This is a genomic window from Halomonas sp. AOP12-B1-6 (assembly GCF_052379225.1).
Taxonomy (GTDB): Bacteria; Pseudomonadota; Gammaproteobacteria; order Pseudomonadales; family Halomonadaceae; genus Vreelandella; species Vreelandella casei.
This window is the reverse complement of record NZ_JBQSYK010000005.1, coordinates 19,230-40,859: the sequence shown is the minus strand read 5'-3', so window position 1 is coordinate 40,859 and position 21,630 is coordinate 19,230. Positions and strand designations below refer to the sequence as shown.

The following is a 21,630-nucleotide window of genomic DNA, read 5'->3' as shown; positions in this document are numbered from 1 at the left end:
TTTATTACCCGCTACGGCTGACAGTGTTACATCAGCAAGGTAGAGTGCGGTCTTGCAAAGCGGAAGGATGTCATGCAACCAATTAAAACGCTTGATGAGTTTTTTACCCGTAGCGGTGCGGAGGTCTCCCTCTATCATATGGGCCGCCGTGTTATTCCCTGCCCACGGGAATCACTCGCCGTATTTGAGCGGGGCGAAATAGCGTGGGCGGAACCTTGGCAAGGACAGGCGCGAGTGGCCATTGTATTTCGCCTGGGCGATATGCCTGAGCCTGCGATTTGGTTTTTAGCCCTGCCGCTGGATGAGCAAGGCCTGCTGGCACCCGCTCAGCGCGATTCATTTTTAAATCGACTGCTGGAGACATTAGGTCGTAATGTGTCGCAAGTAGGTCGTGAAGAAACTGCAGACGTGGATCATTTAATGAAGGATAATCCCCTCGCCTTCACGCCTAACATCACCTTTCAAGCCATGCTTAATGCGCGCGCCACGAGCGATATGGGGCTATCTGCAAGCCAACATTTCGAACCCGTTGAGGCTTATTTTAGCGGTCAACAAATGATTGACTGGCAGTCATTGGGACTGCAGGGAATCGCTGATTATATTGTTCGTATGCAAGCACATGAGAGCGCATCGCTAGCACAACTATTTGAGTCACTGCCTACCGCCGTTATTCACACCCTGTGCTACTGTTTAGAGCATAGGGCATTTCCAGACACGTTAGTTTCTGCGTTACACAGACGCGGTGAAACAGCCGCCCAAATGGGTGATATAGAAACACTGTGTGCCTGTTTGCGTGCCGTGGGCACGGCTAGTGCGCCTGAAGCTGGTAATTGGTACTCGAGCATATTGAGCGATATCGCCGCCTGTGGACCGGATGTGCTGGCAGCAATCGCTGGCCGTGGCTGGCAGCATCTTGAAGACGCCCAGCGCCTGCCGCTTTTTCTGCAGCGCCTAGCGGAAGACGAACGTACTGACTTTGCGGCGGTAGTGCGAGACATTGCACTAATACCGCGGCTGCGTTTGCCCGTCATGATGGCGTTGCGAGATGCGCCAGCGAGCTCTGCTATTCAACGTCGCTTAGCCATCATGACGCCACACAGGAACGCTTGATTTGATGCAGTCTGTTATATTTTCAAGGAGTGAGCCGTGAAGGAATTACCCTATCAGGCTAAGGCGGTCATTGGTCGCCGTGAAATGGTGACGCTGCCGGAACTAGGCCTTCATCTATGCTGCAAAGCAGATACAGGGGCACGCACGTCCGCCCTGCATGCAGAAGAAATTGAGACTCATGAAGATGAGAATGGCCAGCTGTGGGTCAGCTTTATAACCCATAGTGGCGGGCCAACAACCCCTGCTCACCGCTATCAGTTACATCTGCACGATAGACGCCGGATCACCAGTTCCAACGGTCATAGCGAATGGCGCTATGTTATTCGCACGCCTATGCAAATGGGCGATTTGAATTTCCCCGTTGAACTAACCCTGACTGACCGCAGCAATATGCGCCACCCCATGCTGCTAGGACGCCGCGCCATGCGCCGCCTGTTAGTTGCACCTGGCGCCGCGTTTTTGCACGGTGAGCCCTAAATTTTTTTAGTCGCCTTTAGCCCGGAGTTTTTACATGCATATCGCCCTGCTTTCGCGCAATCGCAATCTGTATTCGACCCGCCGTCTCATTGAAGCCGCAGAGCAGCGTGGGCATACCGCACGCGTAGTGGACACGCTACGCTGCTATATGAGCATTACCTCGCATCACCCTTCTATTCACTATAAAGGCGAAGAGATCGAACCGTTTGATGCGGTGATACCTCGCATCGGTTCATCGGTGACCTTTTACGGCTGCGCGGTGCTACGCCAGTTTGAAATGATGGGCACTTACGTTATTAACGATAACGTCTCGATTACTCGCTCGCGCGATAAGCTGCGCTCACTTCAGCTGTTGTCGCGTAAAGGGCTGGGCTTGCCAATTACTGGCTTTGCGCACTCACCTGATGACATTCCTGACTTAATCACCATGGTGAAAGGCGCGCCGCTGGTGATTAAATTGCTCGAAGGCACCCAGGGCATTGGCGTGGTACTCGCTGAAACCAACCAAGCCGCTGAATCGGTCATTCAAGCTTTCATGGGCATGAAAGCTAATATCATGGTGCAGGAGTACATCAAGGAAGCACGCGGCGCAGACATTCGCTGCTTCGTGATCGGCGATAAAGTCGTAGCGACCATGAAACGCCAAGCGGCGGAAGGCGAGTTTCGTTCCAACCTGCACCGCGGCGGCACCGCCAGCGTCATTCGGATTACCCCGGAAGAACGCTCGACCGCTATCCGCGCCGCAAAAGCCATGGGGCTGCGAGTGGCGGGCGTTGACTTACTGCGTTCAAACCACGGCCCGGTGATTATGGAAGTTAACTCTTCGCCCGGATTGCAGGGTATTGAGAACGCTACCGGCAAAGATATTGCGGGAATGATCATTGAGCATATTGAAAAAAATGCAGTTCCAGCACGTAAAGCCCCCCCAAAGCCTAAAGGCTAAGGTGGAAATTCAAAAATAATCCGTTTTGGGGTGGCAAATCATCGCTGCCACCCCCACAATCGGCGTCACCGAAGGAGGTAGACGCTCATGTTTCTCGATAATCGCCAAGTGGCGATGGACAGCGTATTGGAAGCGCTGGCCGATAGCATTGATTATTTCCAAGATAATATCGAACGCCTGCGCCCATCACTGCGCGATGCTTTAAAGCCGCACTATACTGCGCGGCTAAAGCAAATGCGCAAACTGCAGGATCTTGCCCGTGCGCATTTAAAAATGCTGCCGCGTGATGCGGACGTTGAACGCGATGATTTTCTGTGGCTCTGGAGCCGCCTGAAGAGCTTTGTTGGCAACGATAGTCAGGTATTGATCAATGAGCTATTAGAGCAAGAGCGAGTATTGATGCAGGCGCTCTCCTCACTCTTTACCCATCCGCTACCTGACCCAATCGAACCCGTGGTTGATGAGGCCATGCAAGGATGTCGTAAACTGATTCGCGAGCTGTATGCGCTGCAAAAGCGGAAAACGCACCGCTAAGGTTTGGGACTAGGGCTAATTAAGCGCTCGTCTAGCGAGGGCGCGATGAGGTCTATTAGCGTCCTCTTTGGCAATTTAATGGGCTCCGGCGATCCCAGAAAATACGGCTGCCTGTTCCAAATATAAAGATCTCCTAGGGTGGCCACGCGCGCCGCCCACTCACGCACCTTCAAACCCCATTCAACCCCTGCCGTTGGATCATCGGCCACACACCCAGCCACATCCATCCCAAGTGCACGACCAATAAACACGGCCCTCGGTAGATGCCAGCTTTGGGTAATCAATAACGCTTCATCTAACTGAAACACATCTCGCGCACGCGCCAGCGTGTCATAGGTACTAAAGCCTGCAAAATCCATGGTAAGCCGTTCGGCCGCGACGCCGCGCCGATGAAGATCGCGCCACATTGCTCGCGGCTCATTATAGGCCTTGGTGCGATTATCACCTGACAACAGCAGGTGCTCAACCTGAGACTGTTCAATTAACGCGGCAGCGGTGCGCATGCGCGCATGAAAATGAGGGTTACGCACGCCGCTACGCGTCCAATGAGACGTACCAAACACAATGCCCACTTTGTCGGCACGGCACTGCAAGGGCTGCTGCTCAATATAAGCGGCGGTGGTGGCGACTACCCATAAATTACCGGCTATAAACAGCAACGCCGCCAGCAGCAAAAGCGCTCCTAGCGACATTAATAAGCGCTTAATCCCTTTCAAAACCGCGTTATACATCCAGCGCCCCAGCCGAAATTAAAACATGCCGAGTTCAAGCTTGGCCTCGTCACTCATCATGTCACGGCTCCAAGGAGGGCTGAAGACAATCTCAGTGTGCACTTTGCTAATCTGCGGTGCGCCAAGAATTTTATTTCTCGCGTCTGCCGCAATCACATCCCCCATACCACAGCCGGGAGCAGTCAACGTCATGCGGATAGTGGCAATGCGTTCGCCACTGATTAGCCGATCAATACGGCATCCATAAACCAGCCCTAAATCAACGATATTAACGGGAATTTCGGGGTCGAAACAGGTGCGCAGCTGATCCCACACAAATTGCTCGATCTCTTCCTCAGACGCTGTTTCTGGCAGCGTCGGGCGCGGCAATGCCTCAAGACCCAAGGCGTCTAAATTGCGCCCTTCGACCAGATAGAGACGCCCCTCAAAACCGACGCTCACCGAGCTGCCTTTCGCTTGCATTACGCTCACAATGCTATCTTCGGCCAGCGTTTCCGTTTTACCAAACGGTATGGCAATAGCATCCACATCACGCTGTAGCGGTAGCTGTTGGCCTCGTTCGAGACTCGCGACTTGCTCAAGATCCATAACTATCCTTAAAGAACTGGCCTTAACGCACCATACCAATGACACGGTTGAGTGCTTCAATAAAGCGATCCACTTCTTCGAGCGTATTATACGCAGCAAATGATGCACGACAGGTAGCGTCAACGCCAAAATGGGCGAGCAACGGCTGCGCACAGTGATGCCCCGTACGAATAGCGACACCCAGCTGGTCAATCAGCAGGCCAATATCTTGGGAGTGTGCGCCGTCGACTACAAACGAAAGTACGCCGGCTTTTTGAGGCGCAGTGCCTAAAATACGCAGCCCATCGATATGGCCAACTGCTTGCGTAGCGTGATCGAGAAGTCGCCCTTCCCACGCGCCAATGGCCGTGATGCCAACGCTCTCAACCCACTCCAGCGCCTTGCCAAGGGCGATGACTTCAGCAATAGCCGGCGTACCCGCTTCAAATTTATGCGGAATAGCGGCAAAGGTGGTACCCGCATCAAACGAGACGGATTGAATCATCTCACCACCGCCCTGCCAAGGAGGCATGGCTTCCAGGAGCGCCTGCTTACCGTACAATACGCCTACGCCAGTTGGCCCATAGACTTTGTGGCCCGAAAACGCATAGAAATCGGCATCGATCGCCTGCACATCGACGACTTGATGAGGCGCTGCCTGGGCACCGTCAATTAAAATGAGCGCGCCATACTGATGCGCTAATGCGGCCATTTCCTGCACGGGATTAATGGTCCCAAACGCATTAGACACGTGATTGACCGCAACAAGCTGGGTGCGCTCACTGAGCAGTGCGCGGTAGGCTGCCATATCCAGCGCGCCATTGGCTTCAACGGGAATGACCTTAATGGTAAAACCAATCTCAGCGGCCAACAGCTGCCAGGGCACAATATTAGAATGATGCTCCAACATGGAGATCAGCACTTCATCGCCAGAGGCAAGGTGCTGACGCCCCCAGCTTTGAACGACTAAATTGATCGCCTCGGTCGTGCCGCGAGTAAAGATAACCTGACGCGCATCTTCCGCGTTAAGAAACTCCTTTACCCGGTGACGAGTGCCTTCAAACGCCGCCGTCGCCTCATCGGCCAGGGTATGCAGTCCGCGGTGAATATTGGCGTTATAGCGTGAGTAGTAATCGCTAAATACGTCAATCACCGACTGAGGCGTCTGACTCGTCGCCGCGTTATCCAGGTAGATCAGCGGCTTGCCATGCACCTCACGCGCCAGGATCGGGAAATCCTGACGCAGTCGCATAACATCAAACGGCGCTTTCACACGCGTAGGCTCAGTAACGGTATGTGGCATCAATCACTCCTGGTATAGCCCTTGAGAGCGGGTGGTTAAGCGAGTGGTTGAGCTAGTCGTTAAGTGCGACGGCTGCTTCAACAAGCCCAGCAAGGTTGAAGCGCTCTGGTAGCTTACCGGCAACGGCTAGCTCAACGCGCTCTGCAATCGCATCCAAGGTAACTTTGTCCAGCACTTCACCAGCAAACGCGAGTGTTAGCAGCCCACGGGCCGTTGCCTCATCAATACCACGCGTGCGCAGTGCGTAAATAGCATCTTCATCCAACTGGCCCGTGGTGGTGCCGTGAGAGCACTTAACGTCGTCGGCGTAGATCTCCAGCTCAGGCTTGGCATCAACATGAGCACGATCAGATAAGAGCAGGTTTTTATTGCTCTGAAAGCCTTCAATTTTTTGGCTATCGCGCTTCACATACACTTTGCCGTTAAATACGCCGTGGGCGCGGTCGTCCAAAATACCCTTGTAGTTCTCATTAGAGAACGTGAGCGGCGCATTATGGTTAACCTTGGTATGGTTATCGACGTGCTGACGGCCCTGCCCAAAGAACAAACCATAGAAATTGGTTTCTGCCCCTTCACCATTCAGATCACTGATGAGGTCGTTACGCACCAGCGCACCGCCTAGGCTCAGGTTGTAAGAGGTATAGCGCGTATCGCGCGCCTGCTCGACGTGAATACTCGCCACATGCAGGTCGCCCAACGGCGCTTCTTGCAGCTTGTAATGCGCCAGTATCGCGCCCCGATCAAGCATGAGCTCGGCCACCACGTTCGTGAAGTTAGCCGCGTCATTTTCGCCTGCATAGTGCTCAATCAACGTCGCTTCGCTACGGCCACCGGCTGTAACCAGCACACGAGGATGGCTCATCACAGGCTTACCTGCACGGGACAGGAACTGCAGAAGAATCGGCTTCTCAACGATCGTTCCGGGCGCAATACGTACCACGGCGCCCTCTTCCATAAACGCTGTGTTCAGCGCAGCAAAGGGTGAAAAATCTACGCCGGTGAGACGGCCAAGCGGGCCACCTACCGCTTCGTGATTTTCCTCTAGCGCCCTAGAAAGCGGCAGCACTTGGACGCTTGAGGGCAGTGATTCAACATCCGACAGCGCTGATGAAAAAACACCATCGACGAAGGTCAAGCGGTAAGCATCAATCGGCAGTGTCAGCGCAGCGGCAGCAGCCTGGGAGAACTCGGCATTATCGGCAAGCGCAAAGCTGCCCTGTGCAATTGAGCGTACATCCGTATACTTCCACTCCTCGTCACGGCGAGTAGGAAAGCCGAGCGCTTCAAAGCGCGCAGCACCGGCCTGGCGACGAGCAGCAATCCACGTCGGCTCCGCCTTATAGCGAGAGCTACGCGCCTTCAGCGTATCTAAAAAGTTTTGCGTATCGCTCATGCCACAGACTCCTCGATACCTTCATAGCCGTTGCTCTCAAGCTGCTTGGCCAGCTCAGCGTCGCCGGTTTTCACGATACGACCATCGACCAAAACGTGAACTTTGTCTGGCACGATGTAATCCAGCAGGCGCTGATAATGCGTGACCAGCAAAATGGCGCGATCAGCAGCACGCAGGCTATTGACGCCGTCGGCGACAACCTTCATCGCATCGATATCCAGTCCTGAATCTATTTCATCCAGCATGGCAAGTTTGGGCTGAAGCACCAGCATTTGCAGGATCTCGTTGCGCTTTTTCTCGCCGCCCGAAAAGCCTTCGTTAACGGCGCGCTGCAGGAAACTTGCATCCATTTTCATAAAGCCTAGCTTCTCTTTCACCAGCTTCATGAATTCAGGTGCCGGCATTTCACCTTCACCGCGCGCGACGCGCTGGGCATTCAGGGCAGACTTCAGCAGGTAGATATTTTTAACCCCTGGAATCTCAACCGGATATTGGAAACCCAGCAGCAAGCCAGCTTGGGCACGCTCCTCAATTTCCATTTCCAGCACATCTTTGCCTTCAAAGGTAATCGTACCCTGGGTAACTTCGTAGCCGTCTTTACCGGCGATGACTGCCGACAGTGTCGATTTACCCGCGCCGTTCGGCCCCATGATAGCGTGCACTTCACCCGCATTGATGGTCAGGGTAAGGCCTTTAAGAATTTCTTTGTCTTCGACGGTGACGTGTAAATCTTTCACTTGCAACATGTTGATTACCTTTTGATTCTGGCGAGCCGCCGCGGCGACACTGATAAATTAAATAGGATGAACAGCGAACTGCTTAGCCAACCGCGCCTTCCAGGGTCACGTTGAGCAGCGCTTCGGCTTCTACAGCGAACTCCATGGGCAGCTCTTGGAAAACGTCTTTACAGAAACCATTGACGATCATGCTCACCGCATCTTCTTCTGAAATACCGCGGCTCTTGCAGTAGAACAGCTGATCTTCGCCAATTTTCGATGTGGTCGCTTCGTGCTCAATGGTCGCCGTGCTGTTGCCAATTTCCTGGTAAGGAAAAGTGTGTGCTCCGCACTTATCACCGATCAGCAAGGAATCACACTGGGTAAAGTTGCGCGCGCCTTTGGCACGCGGCCCAATTTTAACCAGTCCACGATAGGATTGATTGCTCTTACCCGCCGAAATGCCTTTGGAGACGATATAAGAACGACTGCCTTCGCCAATGTGAACCATCTTGGTGCCGGTATCCGCCTGCTGGCGACCGTTAGTCACCGCCACGGAGTAAAACTCGCCGATACTGTCTTTACCGCGAAGCATGCAGGAAGGATATTTCCAGGTAATCGCTGAGCCGGTCTCGACTTGTGTCCAGCTAATCCGTGAACGATCGCCACGGCAATCGCCGCGCTTAGTGACAAAGTTATAAATACCGCCTACGCCATTTTCATCGCCGGGATACCAGTTCTGCACGGTGGAATATTTGATATAAGCATCATCCAGCGCAACAAGCTCTACGACTGCCGCGTGAAGCTGGTTTTCATCGCGCATCGGCGCGGTGCAACCTTCTAAATACGATACTTGAGCGCGGCTTTCACAAATAATCAGGGTGCGCTCAAACTGGCCGGTGTTGGCCGCGTTAATACGGAAGTAGGTAGACAGCTCCATCGGGCAGGTGACGCCTTCAGGAACAAACACAAAGGAGCCATCGGTAAACACCGCGGAGTTCAGCGCCGCAAAATAGTTGTCCGCCACGGGAACGACCGTACCCAAGTATTGCTTGATCAGCTCTGGATAGTCGCGGATAGCCTCTGAAATCGAGCAGAAAATAACGCCTGCTTCGCCAAGCTCTTTCTTAAACGTTGTGGTGACAGAAACGGAGTCAAACACTGCGTCTACCGCAACGCCAGCAAGGGCCGCGCGCTCATGCAGCGGAATACCCAGCTTTTCATAGGTTTCGAGCAGTTTAGGATCTACTTCATCCAAACTTTGCGGGCCATCTTCAGGCCGTTTTGGCGCACTGAAATAGGAGATCGACTGGTAATCAATCGGCGGATAATCAAGATGTGCCCAGGAAGGAGCTTTCATCTTTAACCACTGGCGATAGGCATCAAGACGCCACTCCAGCATCCATTCCGGCTCACCCTTTTTATTCGAAATAAAGGCGATGGTATTTTCATCAAGGCCAGGTGGCAGGGTGTCGCTCTCAATATCCGTTACAAAACCATCTTTGTATTCGCGACGAACCAACTGTTCCATTTCTTCGCTTGCCATGGTGATACCCTCCGGGCAGTTGGGTGGCGAGTTCGGCTCGCCGTCAAAATGAGTAAGGCCTGTTTTACGTCGCTAGGAGGCCGACGCTGTCGACAGGCTGATCGTTTGAATAGGCAGTTGCACCGGCAGTTTTATCGGCGCTGTATCCGCCAGGTGCGCGAGCGTTACGCTTTCTAGCAACGTTCGCATTGCCAGTGAAACTCGCTGCCAGTTGTCTGCCACACCGCAGGTAGCCACAAGTTCGCAATCGCCTTCTGCCTGACTGCATTCGGTCATGGCGACAGGGCCTTCAATGGCCGCAATAATGTCAGCAGCGCTAATCTGCGACGCCGGTCGCGCTAGGCGATAGCCGCCTTGCGATCCTCGCTGGGAAACAAGCAAGCCAGCGCGCACCAGCATTTTGAGCGTTTTGCTCACAGTCGGGTGTGGCAACTGCACAGCGTCCGCTAACTCTGCCGCTGCATGCGATGCCTGAGAGTGACGGGCAATTTGCGCCATCACCACAGCGGCATAGTCTGTCAGCCGAGAAAGCTTGAGCATGTCACTCCCCTTCATATACATAAAACGCAGTCGATCAAATGAACGCCACGTCAATTGAGGACCATTTTAGTCCTGTATAAATTTGATGTGAAGCCCTTGAGCAAAATGGTTAGCAATTTGCGCGAAATATAAGCACGTTCGGCGCTGATAGCATCAAAAACAACAATCATTATCATTTAAAAAAGCTATTGGTTTATTTTACTCTCCCCCTAGAATTTGCATATAACCACCGGACAGCAATGCTGCGCATGGCTACCAGAGAGCTTGGGAATAAAAAAATAGCCCATTGAAATCAATGGACTATTTTATTAGCAATACTTGGCAGCAGTGAGCTCAGGCTTTTTTGACAAACTCAGATTTCAACTTCATCGGGCCGATGCCATCAATTTTACAATCGATGTCATGATCCCCCTCTACCAGGCGGATGCTTTTGACTTTGGTGCCTACTTTAACGACCAGTGAGCTACCTTTTACCTTTAAATCCTTAATGACCGTTACGCTATCGCCATCGACCAACGGATTGCCATTCGCATCACGCACGCCGGATGCGTCATCAGCGCCCTCTTCTTCTGCTACCTTTGACCACTCGTGACCGCACTCTGGGCACACGTATTGAAGCCCGTCATCGTAGCTAAATTCAGAGGCACAGGCAGGACAGTTAGGAAGATCACTCATCAGACGACTCCATCACTCAACAAACACGAGAACGCGTACAAGCACTCGTATATAGGGGTTCAGAAAGCGATGGAGCCTACACGGGTTGCGTAAAATGTCCAGCCGCTAGCGAATCAACCGCGCTGGTAAGTACCTACCAAGCGATTCATACCCAGCAGGTGCGGCTCTATCTCATTGAGCAACTCAGCTTGGGTCAGCCCTGCTGGAAGCGACGTTTGATGGTCTAACGCTAGCACCCAGAAATAGTAGAGATGTTTGCCATGCCCTTCTGGCGGCATCGGACCACAGTAGCTGCTATTACCACGATCATTCACGCCCGAGGTGCCCACGGCCGTGTTCTCAGTTAATTCTTGAATATCGCCAGGCAAGTTATAGAGCACCCAGTGAATAAAGCCGTAGCTGCCTTCTTTAACCAAAGGAGCGTCCGGATCATGGCATATCACTGCAAACCCTTTGGTTCCTTCAGGTGCACCTTGCCAGGCTAGCGCAGGAGAAATATCTTCACCTTCACCGGAGTATCTGGAAGGAACCGCTTGGTGATTAGCAAAAGCTACGCTAGTAACCTGCATGGTTGAAAGTGCAAAGGCCATCGTTCTCTCCTGAATTATCTTAATAATGGTGGCGCGTTAACGATCAAGCTGCATCGCGTGACGTTGCCACCACTGCTGGGCGATAGCAATGTTGTCAGCGTTATACGCCGGGTCTAACACCACTCCCAGCTGAATATATTCACCACTGGTTCGGACCATAAGCTGCGGATCCTGCGTAGCGAGTTGCAGAGCATAGAGTGCCAGCGCCAGCTCATATTGGTCGGCAGTATTCAAACGAGTAAACAGCAAAGGAATCGCTGGAAGGCCTATTTCGCCCAAACGCTCGGCGGCAATATAAAAAGGCCGCCGATTATCATAGCCACCGTAGCTGGTCACAAAGCGCCTATCCGCTAAACGGCTAACGTAATAGGATGCTTCCTCTTCTGGGCTAATAAACAGAGGCGGCACCCAGTCACTTGCCATCCCGGTAACGGGCATCGCATTCATGCCCGTTACCGGGATGGGCTGCGGGGCCGTTAGCGGCGCCTCACTGTCAGGCTGAATGGGCGAAGGTGCAGGACGTTGCCCGCCGGCACAGCCTGCTAACAACAGACTCCCCCCTATCCCTACCGCCCACATCCATAGCGAACTTCGCTGCATTGCCAGGCATCCTATGCTAGTGCTTAAGTGGGCCAGCGGCCCTGTTTTTGTAGGCGGCGTTTTACCCACCTATCGTAAAGTGCGCGAACGCCCGGTTTTATTCCTGGTAGGCCAAGAACCCAGGCGACAGGCACCAATAATGAAATACGCCTCATTAGTACTCGGTAGGCATCAATACCTTCTATCAGCTCGCCCTGCGTCGTTTCAATATGCAGCGAGCGCAGCGCCATGGCAGGCTCAACGCCCTTATCTCGCAGCGCCTGCTCATTTTCGCTGACATCAAGCCAGTCGATATCATCCGCCTCGTGCCCTAGCCAGCGCTCATAGCGGCGCCGCTCTTTACGGCAAAGCGGGCACTGCGCGTCGTAAAAAATGTTGATAGATGTCTTACTAGGCATGATCAGCTCTCAGCGTTAAGACTCTCACCATGTTAAAACATTTAAGTAGTGTCTTCACTCTAGCAGCCTCGCCATAGTAAGCACTATATGCTTACGCGGCGGGCAATATCGGCAACCACAAAGCCAGGGCGACCAAGGCCGCCAGTAGTACTGGCGGCGTAATCAATAAGCCAATTTTCATGTACTGGCCCCAACCAATTTTGTATCCCTTGCCCGCTAGCACATGTAGCCATAGCAGAGTCGCGAGACTACCAATGGGGGTGAATTTTGGCCCCAGATCATTACCGATTACGTTAGCGTAGATCATTAACTCCTGAGTTCCCGCTGGCAATTTCGCCTGCTCAATAGCCAGCGCGCCCACTAGTGTCGAAGGCATATTGTTCATTACCGAGGCCACAATGGCGGAAAGGAAGCCAGTACCTAACGTGGCGATAAAGTCGCCCTGCTGCGCCAGCCATTCAAGCGCCAAAGCGCCATAATTCGTCAGCCCTGCACTACCCAGCCCGTAGACAACGAGATACATCCCAATTGAGAACAGCACTATCTGCCAAGGGGCACCGCGTAGTGCTCCCGTTACAGAAACGACGGCACCTCGGCCTACTTGCCACCAACGCCCGGCAATAGCCATCAACAGAATGGCGCCTGTTCCCGTCACAAACGCGATTGGGATCCCTAACGGGGCAGTCACAAAATAGGCAATAAGCAGTACCGCTAGCAATGGGAATGCTGCGCGAAATACGAGGGGATCTTTGATGGCCGAAACCGGCGCGTCAAGATTTTCGACACTATAGCGTACAGGAATACGGCGACCAAATACGATCCAGAGAACGATCAGCGTTGCCGCCAGCGACACTAGGTTGACCGGTACCATGACCGCAGCATAACGATCAAAGATGATATCAAAGTAGTTGGCACTGACAATATTCACAAGATTGGAGATCACCAGCGGCAGGCTTGTGGTATCGGCGACAAACCCCGTTGCGATAATGAAAGCGAATGCCGCAGGCGGCTCAAAGTTAAGGCGTAACAAGATAGCGATCACAATGGGAGTTAGCAGTAAGGCCGCGCCATCGTTAGCGAAAAATGCTGCAATGATGGCGCCTAATATAACGACCAGCGGGAAGAGAAGATGTCCTCGCCCATTGCCCCAGCGCGCAACATGTAACGCCGCCCAGGCAAAAAATCCTGCCTCGTCTAGAAGCAACGAAATGATGATTAACGCCACAAAGGTGAAGGTAGCATCCCAAACAATCCCCCACACTACCGCGACATCCCCCAGCTGCACGACGCCCATTAAAAGCGCCACTAAAGCACCGCCCAGCGCGCTCCAACCAATACCTAAACCTTTAGGTTGCCAGATCACTAAAACCAGAGTGACAACAAAAATGGCTAGTGCCAACATGAAATGACCTTCGTCAGTGAGTGTTTTGATTAACGCGGCGAGAGAGTTCTTCAGCACTCTCAACGCGCTCAGAATAGCGATCAGTAAGATAGGCGGACTTGCCTCGGGTCAGCCAGGTAAACTTTACAAGCTCTTCACACACATCAACGATACGCATATAAAGTGGTGACAATTTCATTCGCCCGGCGCCATCAAACTCGGTGAATGCCTTGGGTATAGACGATTGATTAGGGATGGTGATCATACGCATCCAACGCCCAAGAATTCGCATTTGATTGACCGCGTTGAAGCTTTGACTGCCGCCAGACACTTCCATCACCGCCAGTGTTTTTCCCTGAGTAGGTCGAACACTGCCGAGCGATAGAGGGATCCAGTCAATTTGCGTTTTCATAATGCCCGTCATCGCACCGTGCCGCTCGGGGCTAACCCACAACATACCCTCGGACCACTGGGCAAGATCGCGTAGCTCTTGCACTTTGGGATGGTCGGCCTCTGAGTCATCCGGTAGCGGTAAACCCGACGGATTAAACGTGCGCACTTCACAGCCGTACCAGCGCAACAACCGCATTGCCTCTTCGGACGCCAGACGTGAAAAAGAGCGCTCGCGCAGTGAGCCGTAAAGCACCAGGATTTTGGGGGGATGACGCTGGGCATCAGGCCCAGCCAGCGCATCGACATCAATCGGCTGCAGCTTTCGAGGGTCAATGTTGGGCAGGTTATCGAAACTGGCATGTTCGCTCATTTGCGATGGCCCTTGAGGTGCACGATATCTCCATCCTCTTTGGTAAACGTCGTGACTGGATTGGCCAATAATTCAAGCACAAGCTCTGAAGGACGGCACAGGCATGTACCCTTTTCGGTTATCACAATTGGGCGATTGACCAGGATTGGATGCGCGATCATGGCGTCTATCAGTTGATCATTACTTAACGCGGGATCATCAAGGTTGAGCTCATCATAGGAGGGCTCCTTACGACGCAGCAACTCTCGCGGGGCAATCGCCATCATTGAGATCAGCTCGACTAGCCGTTCACGGCTAAGCGGTGTCTTGAGATACTCGACCACCTTGGGCGTCTCGCCTGAAGCTTCGAGCATTGCTAGCGTATTACGGGAGGTTCCGCACGCGGGGTTGTGGTAAATCGTCGTTTTCAACGCCTTTCACTCCTGACTGTCATTGATGGAACATTCATTGAATGTCGCCCAAAACGGTTCACACACGTCTGGATGGCCTGCACAGCAATCATGGATCAGAAAGTTAAGCGTTTGCTGCATGTGCCACAGACTAGCGCGGTAAATAATTGATCGCCCCTGCCTACGCGATACAACCCAACCCGCCCGCGAGAGCACCGAAAGATGTGCCGACATAGTGTTATGTGGCACAGATAGCTGACGGGCAATGTCACCCGCGGGAAGTCCTTCGGGTTCATGACGTACAAGCAGCCTAAACACCTCAAGGCGCGTACCTTGAGACAGCGCCGCGAAGCTATCGGTAACATTTTTAATTTCCATATGTCCAGAATAATGGACATATTTTAATATGGCAATTATTCCTTTGCGTATTTTTCAGAGCTGGCCACTCCATGAAAAAGCCTGCGATGCTGAATGAACAGCTCGCAGGCTTTATTGACGCTATTTACTTCCTCAACTCAGCTTAGGTGCTAAAGAAAATGTCGTATTGAATGTACGTTACATCAATACACTCTGGTCATCTGCCTGCACCCCTATGATGCTGACATCCTCACTTAATGCGGCTACCTCTTCATCCATAAAAGAGCCCTCATTCATGTCAGAGGACATGGCCATCATCATCGCCATTTTTGAGGTATTGGCCGTTTCTGCACCGGCATCTCGACTGACCTGGAAAGACGCCAGATCCATAGAGCCGCCGTTGAACGCTTGTTTTATACAAGTACTAACTCCTGTAAAACATCTTCAATAACGTCTCTTCACGCAATCGTTTGCCTATCCAGTAGAAAAAACTGCATTAGCCCAGCGCTTAACGCTGAAAGTGGCATTGAATAACCCCGCCTAGCCTGCCTTACTGTCAGTAAGCATTTCGTGCCCATCGCGAGATAGAGCGACCGTCCAACCCTCTACTCGCACAGCCGCTATTATCCAATGCACGCATTCTAGGTAGCCATTATGCACAATGTCATTGCCTTATATGATGATCGCGTACTTGCTCACGAGCCTAATATCGACGCCGAGTTCTTGCCCCACCGAATCGATAAAAGAGTGAGGAACCTGCTAGCAGGCCTTCCGGGGCCATGGAAGTATCCTGAACACCCTGGGCGGCTAACCGCTATCCAAGAGCTACTTGAAAAAGCGCCGATCGACGGCCTTAAAATCGAAGGCGGAAAAGTGGCCACGCATGAGCAGTTAGCTAGGGTGCATACCACCTCTTATTTAACCGACATTTTCAGCTTACGCGGCAAAAATGCGTGGCTGGATGTCGATACCACGGCCGTTTCGCCAGGCAGCGTAGATGCGGCTGAAGTCGCGGCTGGCACAGCGATTGCGGCGGTAGAAGCCGTGATGGAAAAACGGGCTAAAAGTGCGTTTGCACTCGTACGCCCGCCGGGGCATCACGCTGAACCCGTTCGCGCGCGTGGATTTTGCTTGTTTAATAATGTCGCCGTTGCAGCTGCACACGCGCGAGCGGCACTTGGCTGTGAACGCGTACTGATCGTCGATTGGGATGCTCACCACGGCAATGGAACTCAAGATATCTTTTGGGCAGAACCCGATGTGATGTTTTTCGACATACATCGCGCCGCGCCTTTCTACCCTGGTTCAGGCCACCTTGAAGAAGTCGGTGCAGGTTTGGGCGAAGGCACCACTATTAACGTGCCCCTGCCCGCGGGTGCGGGCGATGAAGCATATCTCAAAGCATTTCGTGACATTCTGGCACCGGCTGCAGCGTGGTTTAAGCCTGATATTATTTTAGTATCCGCGGGCTTTGACCCTCACTGGCACGATTTAGCACTTAACGTTTCCTACGCAGGATTTGGCGCGCTAACCGGTTTCATGCAACAGCTGGCAGAGCAGCACTGCGAAGGCCGCTTAGTTTTTGTATTAGAGGGTGGCTACAACCTGGAATCATTAGCCAACGGCACCCGAGCCGTGCTGGCAGTACTAGCCGGCAATACCGTTCCTGTGCCCGACACCTGTGGTATTGCAGAAGTTGAAGCGGCGGCTAACTTTCATCGCACGGCCTTTCAATCGGAATGAAAAATCGGTTTAACTAACGCCGCTTTAAAACAAAAAAAACGGCACCTGATACGGTGCCGTTTGGTTTTAAGCTAACAACGCTTTGTTAAAATTTTAGCCTTTATTTAAGCCGTTCAAACACTGTGGCAACGCCCTGCCCCATGCCGATACACATGGTCGCCAAGCCCAACGTCGTATCGCGCTGCTGCATGACGTTAAGTAGCGTAGTGCAGATACGCGACCCCGAGCAGCCCAGCGGATGCCCTAGCGCAATAGCGCCGCCGTTAAGATTGACCTTATCGTCTAGCGCATCTAGGAAACCTAAATCTTTCAGTACCGGGATGCCTTGAGCAGCAAATGCCTCGTTAAGCTCAACGGTCTCAATATCCGCGGACGACAGACCCGCTGCTTTAAGCGCTTTCTTCGATGCGGGCACCGGGCCATAGCCCATGATCGATGCATCACAACCAGCCACACCGGTTGATAGCACCCGTGCGATGGGCGTTAAACCAAGTGCCTGTGCACGCTCATAGCTCATGACTGCCATCGCTGAAGCCCCGACCGACAACGCCGATGAGGTGCCCGCCGTGACGGTGCCGTTACGCGGATCGAATACAGGCTTCAGGTTCGCCATAGATTCGAGGGTCGAGTCGCCACGAATAACTTCATCGCGCGTCACCATCACTTTAAAGCCGCGCTGGTCGTGGCCTTCTACGCCGATAATCTCATTATCAAAATAGCCCTTTTCCATCGCTGCCTGGGCGCGCTGATGAGAGCGCACGCCAAACTTATCCTGCTCTTCACGCGAAACGCCGTGCATTTTGCCCAGCAGTTCGGCGGTTAACCCCATCATCATGGCCGCTTTGGCCGCGTACTTACTGGCCGCCGGGTTCACGTCAACGCCATGCGCCATGGGCACATGTTCCATGTGTTCAACGCCGCCGATGATAAAGAAATCACCCATGCCCGCTTTAATATTCGCAGCGGCAATGTGTAGGGCCGTCATTGAAGAACCACACAAACGGTTCACCGTTTGCGCGGGGACCGAGCGGGGTATGCCGGTCATGATCGCTGCGTTGCGGGCAATGTTCATGGACTGCTCAAGCGTCTGGTTCACACAGCCCCAAATCACATCGTCCACTTCTGACGGATCTAGATTGGGGTTGCGGGTAAACAGCGCCTGCATCGCCGCTGCGGATAGATTCTCAGCGCGAACGTTGCGAAAAGCACCATGCTTGGCTTTTGCCATGGCGGTACGGACACCGTCAACCACCACAATATCTCTCGGACTCAAACTCATCTTTTATCTCCTATGCGTGGTGGTTAGGCTTGGTTGGCCTGCTTATCGCTGGAATAGAATAACTCGCCGTTTTTCGCCATCTGACGCAGCTTGTCGGTGGGCGCGTACAGCGGCCCCAGCTCATCAGCTAAGCCTTCTGCCAATGTGACGAACGCTGCTACGCCCATCGCGTCAATATAGCGCAGCGCACCACCGCGGAAGGGAGGGAAGCCGATGCCATAGATCAACGCCATATCCGCTTCTGCTGGCGTCGCTACAATGCCATCTTCCAAACAGCGCACGGTTTCCAAGCACAGCGGCACCATCATGCGCGCAATGATGTCTTCGTCAGAAAATTCTTTATGCTCTTTCACCACCTCTTTAATCAGAGCGTAAGCGGCTTCATCGGTTACTTTCTTAGGCTTACCTTTTTTGTCTTCCTCGTAAGCGTAAAAACCTTTGTCGTTCTTTTGACCAAGGCGGTCATTGTCATACATGACCTGAATAGCGGTTTTACCCTCACGCGCCATGCGATCAGGGAAACCTTCCGCCATTACCTCATTAGCGTGTACGGCAGTGTCTAAGCCCACCACGTCGAGCAAATAAGCGGGGCCCATAGGCCAGCCGAACTTCTCCATCACTTTATCAATATGCTGGAAGTCAGCGCCCTGCTCGACCAGGAAACTAAAGCCGCCGAAATACGGAAACAGTACGCGGTTAACTAAGAAACCGGGGCAGTCGTTAACCACGATCGGCGTTTTCCCCATCGCACGCGCATAGGCCACGGTTGCTGCAACGGCGGCATCAGACGTCTTTTCACCACGAATTACTTCCACCAACGGCATGCGGTGAACGGGGTTAAAAAAGTGCATACCGCAGAAGTTTTCTGGACGCTTAAGATTCTCCGCCAATCGATTAATGGAAATCGTTGATGTATTAGAAGTAAGAATGGTGTTTTCGCTCACCGCATCTTCAACTTCAGCTAGCACCGCGCCTTTTACCTTGGGGTTTTCAACCACCGCTTCGACAACGAGATCAACGTTACCAAAATCACCATAGGAGAGCGTTGGGCGAATATTGCTCAGCTTTTCAGCCATCTGCTCGGTGGAAAGCTTTTTACGCTCGACCTGCTTGGTAAATAGCTTGCGCGCTTCTTTCAAGCCAAGCTCAATCGCTTCATCCTTGATGTCTTTCATCAGGATTGGCGTGCCCTTAGACGCACTCTGGTAAGCGATACCGCCGCCCATAATACCGGCACCCAGCACAGCCGTTTGTTTCACTGGCTGTGCCTGTTTCTCATAACGGCTGGCTTTCTTTTTAACCACTTGGTCATTCAGGAATAGGCCCACCAAATTGAACGCCACGCTGCTCAGCGCAAGCTTAGCGAATGCCTTGGCTTCAATTGCCTGGGCACGGCCACGCTCTTCACCCGCGCCTTTCTGAATGACTTTGATGGCTTCAACCGGCGCGGGATAATGCGGCCCAGCTTTTCCGGCAACAAACCCCTTGGCGGTTTCAAACGCCATCATCTGCTCAATGGGATTAAGCTTCAGCGAGCTGGTTTTTTCCAGACGGCGCGCTTGGTAATCCAGCTCGCCGCTATTAGCGCGGTCTAGAATGTCGAACGCCGCCTCTTCTAACTGTTCTGCGGCGACGACCGCGTCGACAGCACCTACTTTAAGTGCCGCATCGGCGCGGTTTTCGGTGCCACCTGCAATCCACTCAATGGCATTGTCTGCGCCGATCAAGCGAGGCAAACGAACGCAGCCTCCCCAGCCGGGGAGTATGCCTAGCTTGGTTTCTGGAAGGCCGATCTTGGCAGTTTCACTCATCACACGAAAATCGGTGGTCAGCAGAACCTCACAACCGCCGCCAAGCGCCAGCCCATTGACCGCCGTGACTGTCGGGAAAGGCAGGTCTTCAATCGCGTTAAAAATGTCGTGAACCTTAAGGTTCATCTCGACGAGGTATTCTTCGCCTTTATCGAAAAGCGTATGAAACTCGGTGATATCGGCGCCTACGATAAACGCGTCTTTACCACTGGCGATGACCAAGCCTTTCAAGCTGTTTTCAGCCTGAATAGCCTTCACCGCGTCAGCGAGTTCTGCAACAACAGCGCTAGAAAGCTTATTGACGGACTCATCTTTCAAATCGAAAGTGAGCATTGCGATATCATTACCGCTAGGGGTGTCACGACGTGTCACCGTGATGGCATTGCCTTGGTAGATCATCCGCGTTCTCTCCGCTTTTCGGGCTGGCTCTGAAAAGAGAACCCGCCACACTTTTAGACGACTTTCATACGGCCGTTTGATTGCCTTAGCTTGGTTGAGATGCCTAAGCACGTCAAGCCCTGACTTTCGGCTAATAAATCAATTAATCCAGGCCGAGATTCGCAGTAGATCAGCGCCAAGCCCGGCAGACTGTTAGAATCACACATCTTTCATCATCCAGGTTACCTTGTATGGGCACACTGCTCACACCTTCTCGCATTGCTTCGGCTCAGCGGCGTATTGAAAGTATAGTCGTACGCATAAAGCCTTGGAGCTGGTTATGGCCCCCAATGGCATTCGCCGCAGGCCTGGGAAGCTTTTTTCTAGTCGATCGTCAACAGTGGCTAGGCGCGGCCTTAGCGCTTGGGCTGCTGTTCGCCTGGACACTGCTACTATCAGAAGGATTGATCAGCCGCTGGCTATCTCACCGGGGTCACCCGACGCCACCGCGGGGCGTGGCGACGTTTATTGCGCAAATGATTCACCAAGAAACGCTTTTCTTTACGCTGCCGTTTATTTTAGTCACAACGGTTTGGAATAGCGGGCAAACACTGTTTGCAGTATTAGTTGGCGGCATGGCCTTGTTGTCTATTATTGATCCGCTATATTTCAAAGTAGCTGAACGCTGGCGCAGCCTTTACTTTATGTTTCATGCTATGTGCGTGTTTCTAGTGCTGCTGGTTACACTGCCTATCATGGTGCACCTGACCACCGGTCAGAGCTTGCTGCTAGCACTCAGCATTACCATCGTGGTGGCGCTACCTAGTTTTTGGCATTTATTGAAGCGACGTTCGCTTCAACGCTGGTGCCTATTTTTTGCACTAACATTAGTGCTGGCCTATGGCGCTTGGGTAGGCCGCATATGGGTACCGCCTGCCAGTTTATGGATGACCAGCAGTGCACTGTCGCCCTCGTTCAATATTGAACAGCGACTGCCCGAAGGTTCAATAGCATTAACGCCTCAGACAATTAGTGAAAACGGGCTTTATGTTTATACGGCCATACGCGCACCAAGGGGATTAAGTGAAACCATTACCCATGCTTGGCATCACAACGGTCAGCCCATGGATGTGGTGAAGCTGAATATTAACGGCGGGCGCGAAGAGGGTTATCGCGCTTGGAGTCATAAGCAAAACTTCCCCGATGACCCTACCGGTGATTGGCGCGTTGATATTATGACAGGCAGCGGGCAGCGCCTTGGTCTAATACGTTTTGAAGTCTCAGAGGATAGTCAAACCGCCTCTAAAGCCGATGCACAAATACGCCCCAGCGGTCTAAGTGGCTTGAATCTAAGACGTTTCGTGCCCGGAAGTTCTAACAATACTAAGGACGAATAAACAGATTGA

At 52.7% G+C, this 21,630-nt stretch carries 24 protein-coding genes; 6 read left to right on the top strand and 18 right to left on the bottom strand.

The genetic code is table 11. From position 1 onward, the window contains the following. Positions 1–72 precede the first annotated feature (72 nt). The 4 genes from ACT3TR_RS14430 to ACT3TR_RS14415 all read left to right on the top strand — a co-directional run bounded on the left by ACT3TR_RS14430 (position 73) and on the right by ACT3TR_RS14415 (position 3,064). Complete coding sequence (locus ACT3TR_RS14430; protein ID WP_444625700.1) at positions 73–1,110, top strand: DUF3549 family protein; 1,038 nt, start codon at positions 73–75, stop codon at positions 1,108–1,110. A 36-nt stretch (positions 1,111–1,146) separates the two neighbouring features. Next, positions 1,147–1,587: an ATP-dependent zinc protease family protein gene (locus ACT3TR_RS14425; protein WP_444625701.1), complete on the top strand. Its 441-nt coding sequence runs from the start codon at positions 1,147–1,149 to the stop codon at positions 1,585–1,587. A gap of 34 nt (positions 1,588–1,621) precedes the next feature. Beyond that, positions 1,622–2,530, top strand: coding sequence for a 30S ribosomal protein S6--L-glutamate ligase (gene rimK / locus ACT3TR_RS14420; RefSeq protein WP_096279311.1), 909 nt, complete (start codon positions 1,622–1,624; stop codon positions 2,528–2,530). Between the two features lie 87 nt (positions 2,531–2,617). Next, positions 2,618–3,064 carry a hypothetical protein gene (locus tag ACT3TR_RS14415; protein ID WP_096279309.1) on the top strand — a complete coding sequence of 149 codons (447 nt, stop codon included), beginning with the start codon at positions 2,618–2,620 and terminating at the stop codon, positions 3,062–3,064. On the opposite strand, the gene ACT3TR_RS14410 is transcribed toward ACT3TR_RS14415, so the two are convergent. The 16 genes from ACT3TR_RS14410 to ACT3TR_RS14335 all read right to left on the bottom strand — a co-directional run bounded on the left by ACT3TR_RS14410 (position 3,061) and on the right by ACT3TR_RS14335 (position 15,403). After that, positions 3,061–3,795, bottom strand: coding sequence for a SanA/YdcF family protein (locus ACT3TR_RS14410; RefSeq protein ID WP_441683852.1), 735 nt, complete (start codon positions 3,793–3,795; stop codon positions 3,061–3,063). The genes ACT3TR_RS14415 and ACT3TR_RS14410 overlap by 4 nt on opposite strands. Before the next feature lie 18 nt (positions 3,796–3,813). After that, complete coding sequence (gene sufT / locus ACT3TR_RS14405) at positions 3,814–4,383, bottom strand: putative Fe-S cluster assembly protein SufT (protein ID WP_096279305.1); 570 nt, start codon at positions 4,381–4,383, stop codon at positions 3,814–3,816. A gap of 22 nt (positions 4,384–4,405) precedes the next feature. Next, positions 4,406–5,665, bottom strand: a complete 1,260-nt coding sequence (locus ACT3TR_RS14400) for a SufS family cysteine desulfurase (RefSeq protein WP_444625702.1) — start codon at positions 5,663–5,665, stop codon at positions 4,406–4,408. A 52-nt stretch (positions 5,666–5,717) separates the two neighbouring features. Continuing rightward, the gene (gene sufD, locus ACT3TR_RS14395; RefSeq protein WP_444625703.1) at positions 5,718–7,058 is read right to left on the bottom strand and encodes a Fe-S cluster assembly protein SufD; all 1,341 of its coding nucleotides are present in this window, start codon (positions 7,056–7,058) and stop codon (positions 5,718–5,720) included. Next, complete coding sequence (gene sufC, locus ACT3TR_RS14390; RefSeq protein WP_096279299.1) at positions 7,055–7,804, bottom strand: Fe-S cluster assembly ATPase SufC; 750 nt, start codon at positions 7,802–7,804, stop codon at positions 7,055–7,057. Before sufC ends, sufD begins: the two co-directional genes overlap by 4 nt. A gap of 73 nt (positions 7,805–7,877) precedes the next feature. Next, a complete protein-coding gene (gene sufB / locus ACT3TR_RS14385) occupies positions 7,878–9,320 on the bottom strand; it encodes a Fe-S cluster assembly protein SufB (RefSeq protein ID WP_096279297.1) in 1,443 nt (480 codons plus the stop codon). A 72-nt stretch (positions 9,321–9,392) separates the two neighbouring features. Further along, a complete protein-coding gene (locus ACT3TR_RS14380) occupies positions 9,393–9,860 on the bottom strand; it encodes an SUF system Fe-S cluster assembly regulator (RefSeq protein WP_096279295.1) in 468 nt (155 codons plus the stop codon). A gap of 333 nt (positions 9,861–10,193) precedes the next feature. Continuing rightward, on the bottom strand, positions 10,194–10,535 hold the full coding sequence (locus tag ACT3TR_RS14375; protein WP_096279293.1) for a zinc ribbon domain-containing protein YjdM: 342 nt from the start codon (positions 10,533–10,535) through the stop codon (positions 10,194–10,196). A 113-nt stretch (positions 10,536–10,648) separates the two neighbouring features. Next, positions 10,649–11,125, bottom strand: coding sequence for a YbhB/YbcL family Raf kinase inhibitor-like protein (locus tag ACT3TR_RS14370; RefSeq protein ID WP_096279291.1), 477 nt, complete (start codon positions 11,123–11,125; stop codon positions 10,649–10,651). Positions 11,126–11,161: 36 nt separating this feature from the next. After that, positions 11,162–11,725, bottom strand: coding sequence for a hypothetical protein (locus ACT3TR_RS14365; RefSeq protein ID WP_096279289.1), 564 nt, complete (start codon positions 11,723–11,725; stop codon positions 11,162–11,164). Between the two features lie 23 nt (positions 11,726–11,748). Continuing rightward, the gene (locus tag ACT3TR_RS14360; RefSeq protein ID WP_096279287.1) at positions 11,749–12,123 is read right to left on the bottom strand and encodes a thiol-disulfide oxidoreductase DCC family protein; all 375 of its coding nucleotides are present in this window, start codon (positions 12,121–12,123) and stop codon (positions 11,749–11,751) included. Positions 12,124–12,214: 91 nt separating this feature from the next. Next, positions 12,215–13,582 (bottom strand): arsenic transporter, encoded by a 1,368-nt coding sequence (locus tag ACT3TR_RS14355; protein WP_444625704.1) that lies wholly within the window; start codon positions 13,580–13,582, stop codon positions 12,215–12,217. Then, positions 13,539–14,267, bottom strand: coding sequence for an arsenical resistance protein ArsH (gene arsH / locus ACT3TR_RS14350; RefSeq protein WP_444625705.1), 729 nt, complete (start codon positions 14,265–14,267; stop codon positions 13,539–13,541). The genes ACT3TR_RS14355 and arsH overlap by 44 nt, the downstream gene beginning before the upstream one ends. Continuing rightward, positions 14,264–14,677 (bottom strand): arsenate reductase (glutaredoxin), encoded by a 414-nt coding sequence (gene arsC / locus ACT3TR_RS14345; RefSeq protein ID WP_444625706.1) that lies wholly within the window; start codon positions 14,675–14,677, stop codon positions 14,264–14,266. Before arsC ends, arsH begins: the two co-directional genes overlap by 4 nt. A gap of 6 nt (positions 14,678–14,683) precedes the next feature. Further along, the gene (locus ACT3TR_RS14340; protein WP_444625707.1) at positions 14,684–15,034 is read right to left on the bottom strand and encodes an ArsR/SmtB family transcription factor; all 351 of its coding nucleotides are present in this window, start codon (positions 15,032–15,034) and stop codon (positions 14,684–14,686) included. A gap of 177 nt (positions 15,035–15,211) precedes the next feature. Then, positions 15,212–15,403 (bottom strand): hypothetical protein, encoded by a 192-nt coding sequence (locus ACT3TR_RS14335; RefSeq protein WP_444625708.1) that lies wholly within the window; start codon positions 15,401–15,403, stop codon positions 15,212–15,214. Between the two features lie 264 nt (positions 15,404–15,667). Between ACT3TR_RS14335 and ACT3TR_RS14330 the strand changes: the two genes are divergently transcribed. Continuing rightward, entirely contained in the window at positions 15,668–16,756 is a 1,089-nt protein-coding gene (locus ACT3TR_RS14330) for a histone deacetylase family protein (protein WP_444625709.1), read from the top strand. 100 nt (positions 16,757–16,856) lie between these two features. On the opposite strand, the gene fadA is transcribed toward ACT3TR_RS14330, so the two are convergent. Then, on the bottom strand, positions 16,857–18,035 hold the full coding sequence (fadA, locus tag ACT3TR_RS14325; protein ID WP_235039712.1) for an acetyl-CoA C-acyltransferase FadA: 1,179 nt from the start codon (positions 18,033–18,035) through the stop codon (positions 16,857–16,859). Positions 18,036–18,058: 23 nt separating this feature from the next. After that, positions 18,059–20,245 carry a fatty acid oxidation complex subunit alpha FadB gene (gene fadB / locus ACT3TR_RS14320; RefSeq protein WP_444625710.1) on the bottom strand — a complete coding sequence of 729 codons (2,187 nt, stop codon included), beginning with the start codon at positions 20,243–20,245 and terminating at the stop codon, positions 18,059–18,061. A 230-nt stretch (positions 20,246–20,475) separates the two neighbouring features. On the opposite strand from fadB, the gene ACT3TR_RS14315 reads away from it, so the two are divergent. Continuing rightward, on the top strand, positions 20,476–21,621 hold the full coding sequence (locus ACT3TR_RS14315) for a DUF5924 family protein (protein WP_096279279.1): 1,146 nt from the start codon (positions 20,476–20,478) through the stop codon (positions 21,619–21,621). Positions 21,622–21,630: the final 9 nt, after the last annotated feature.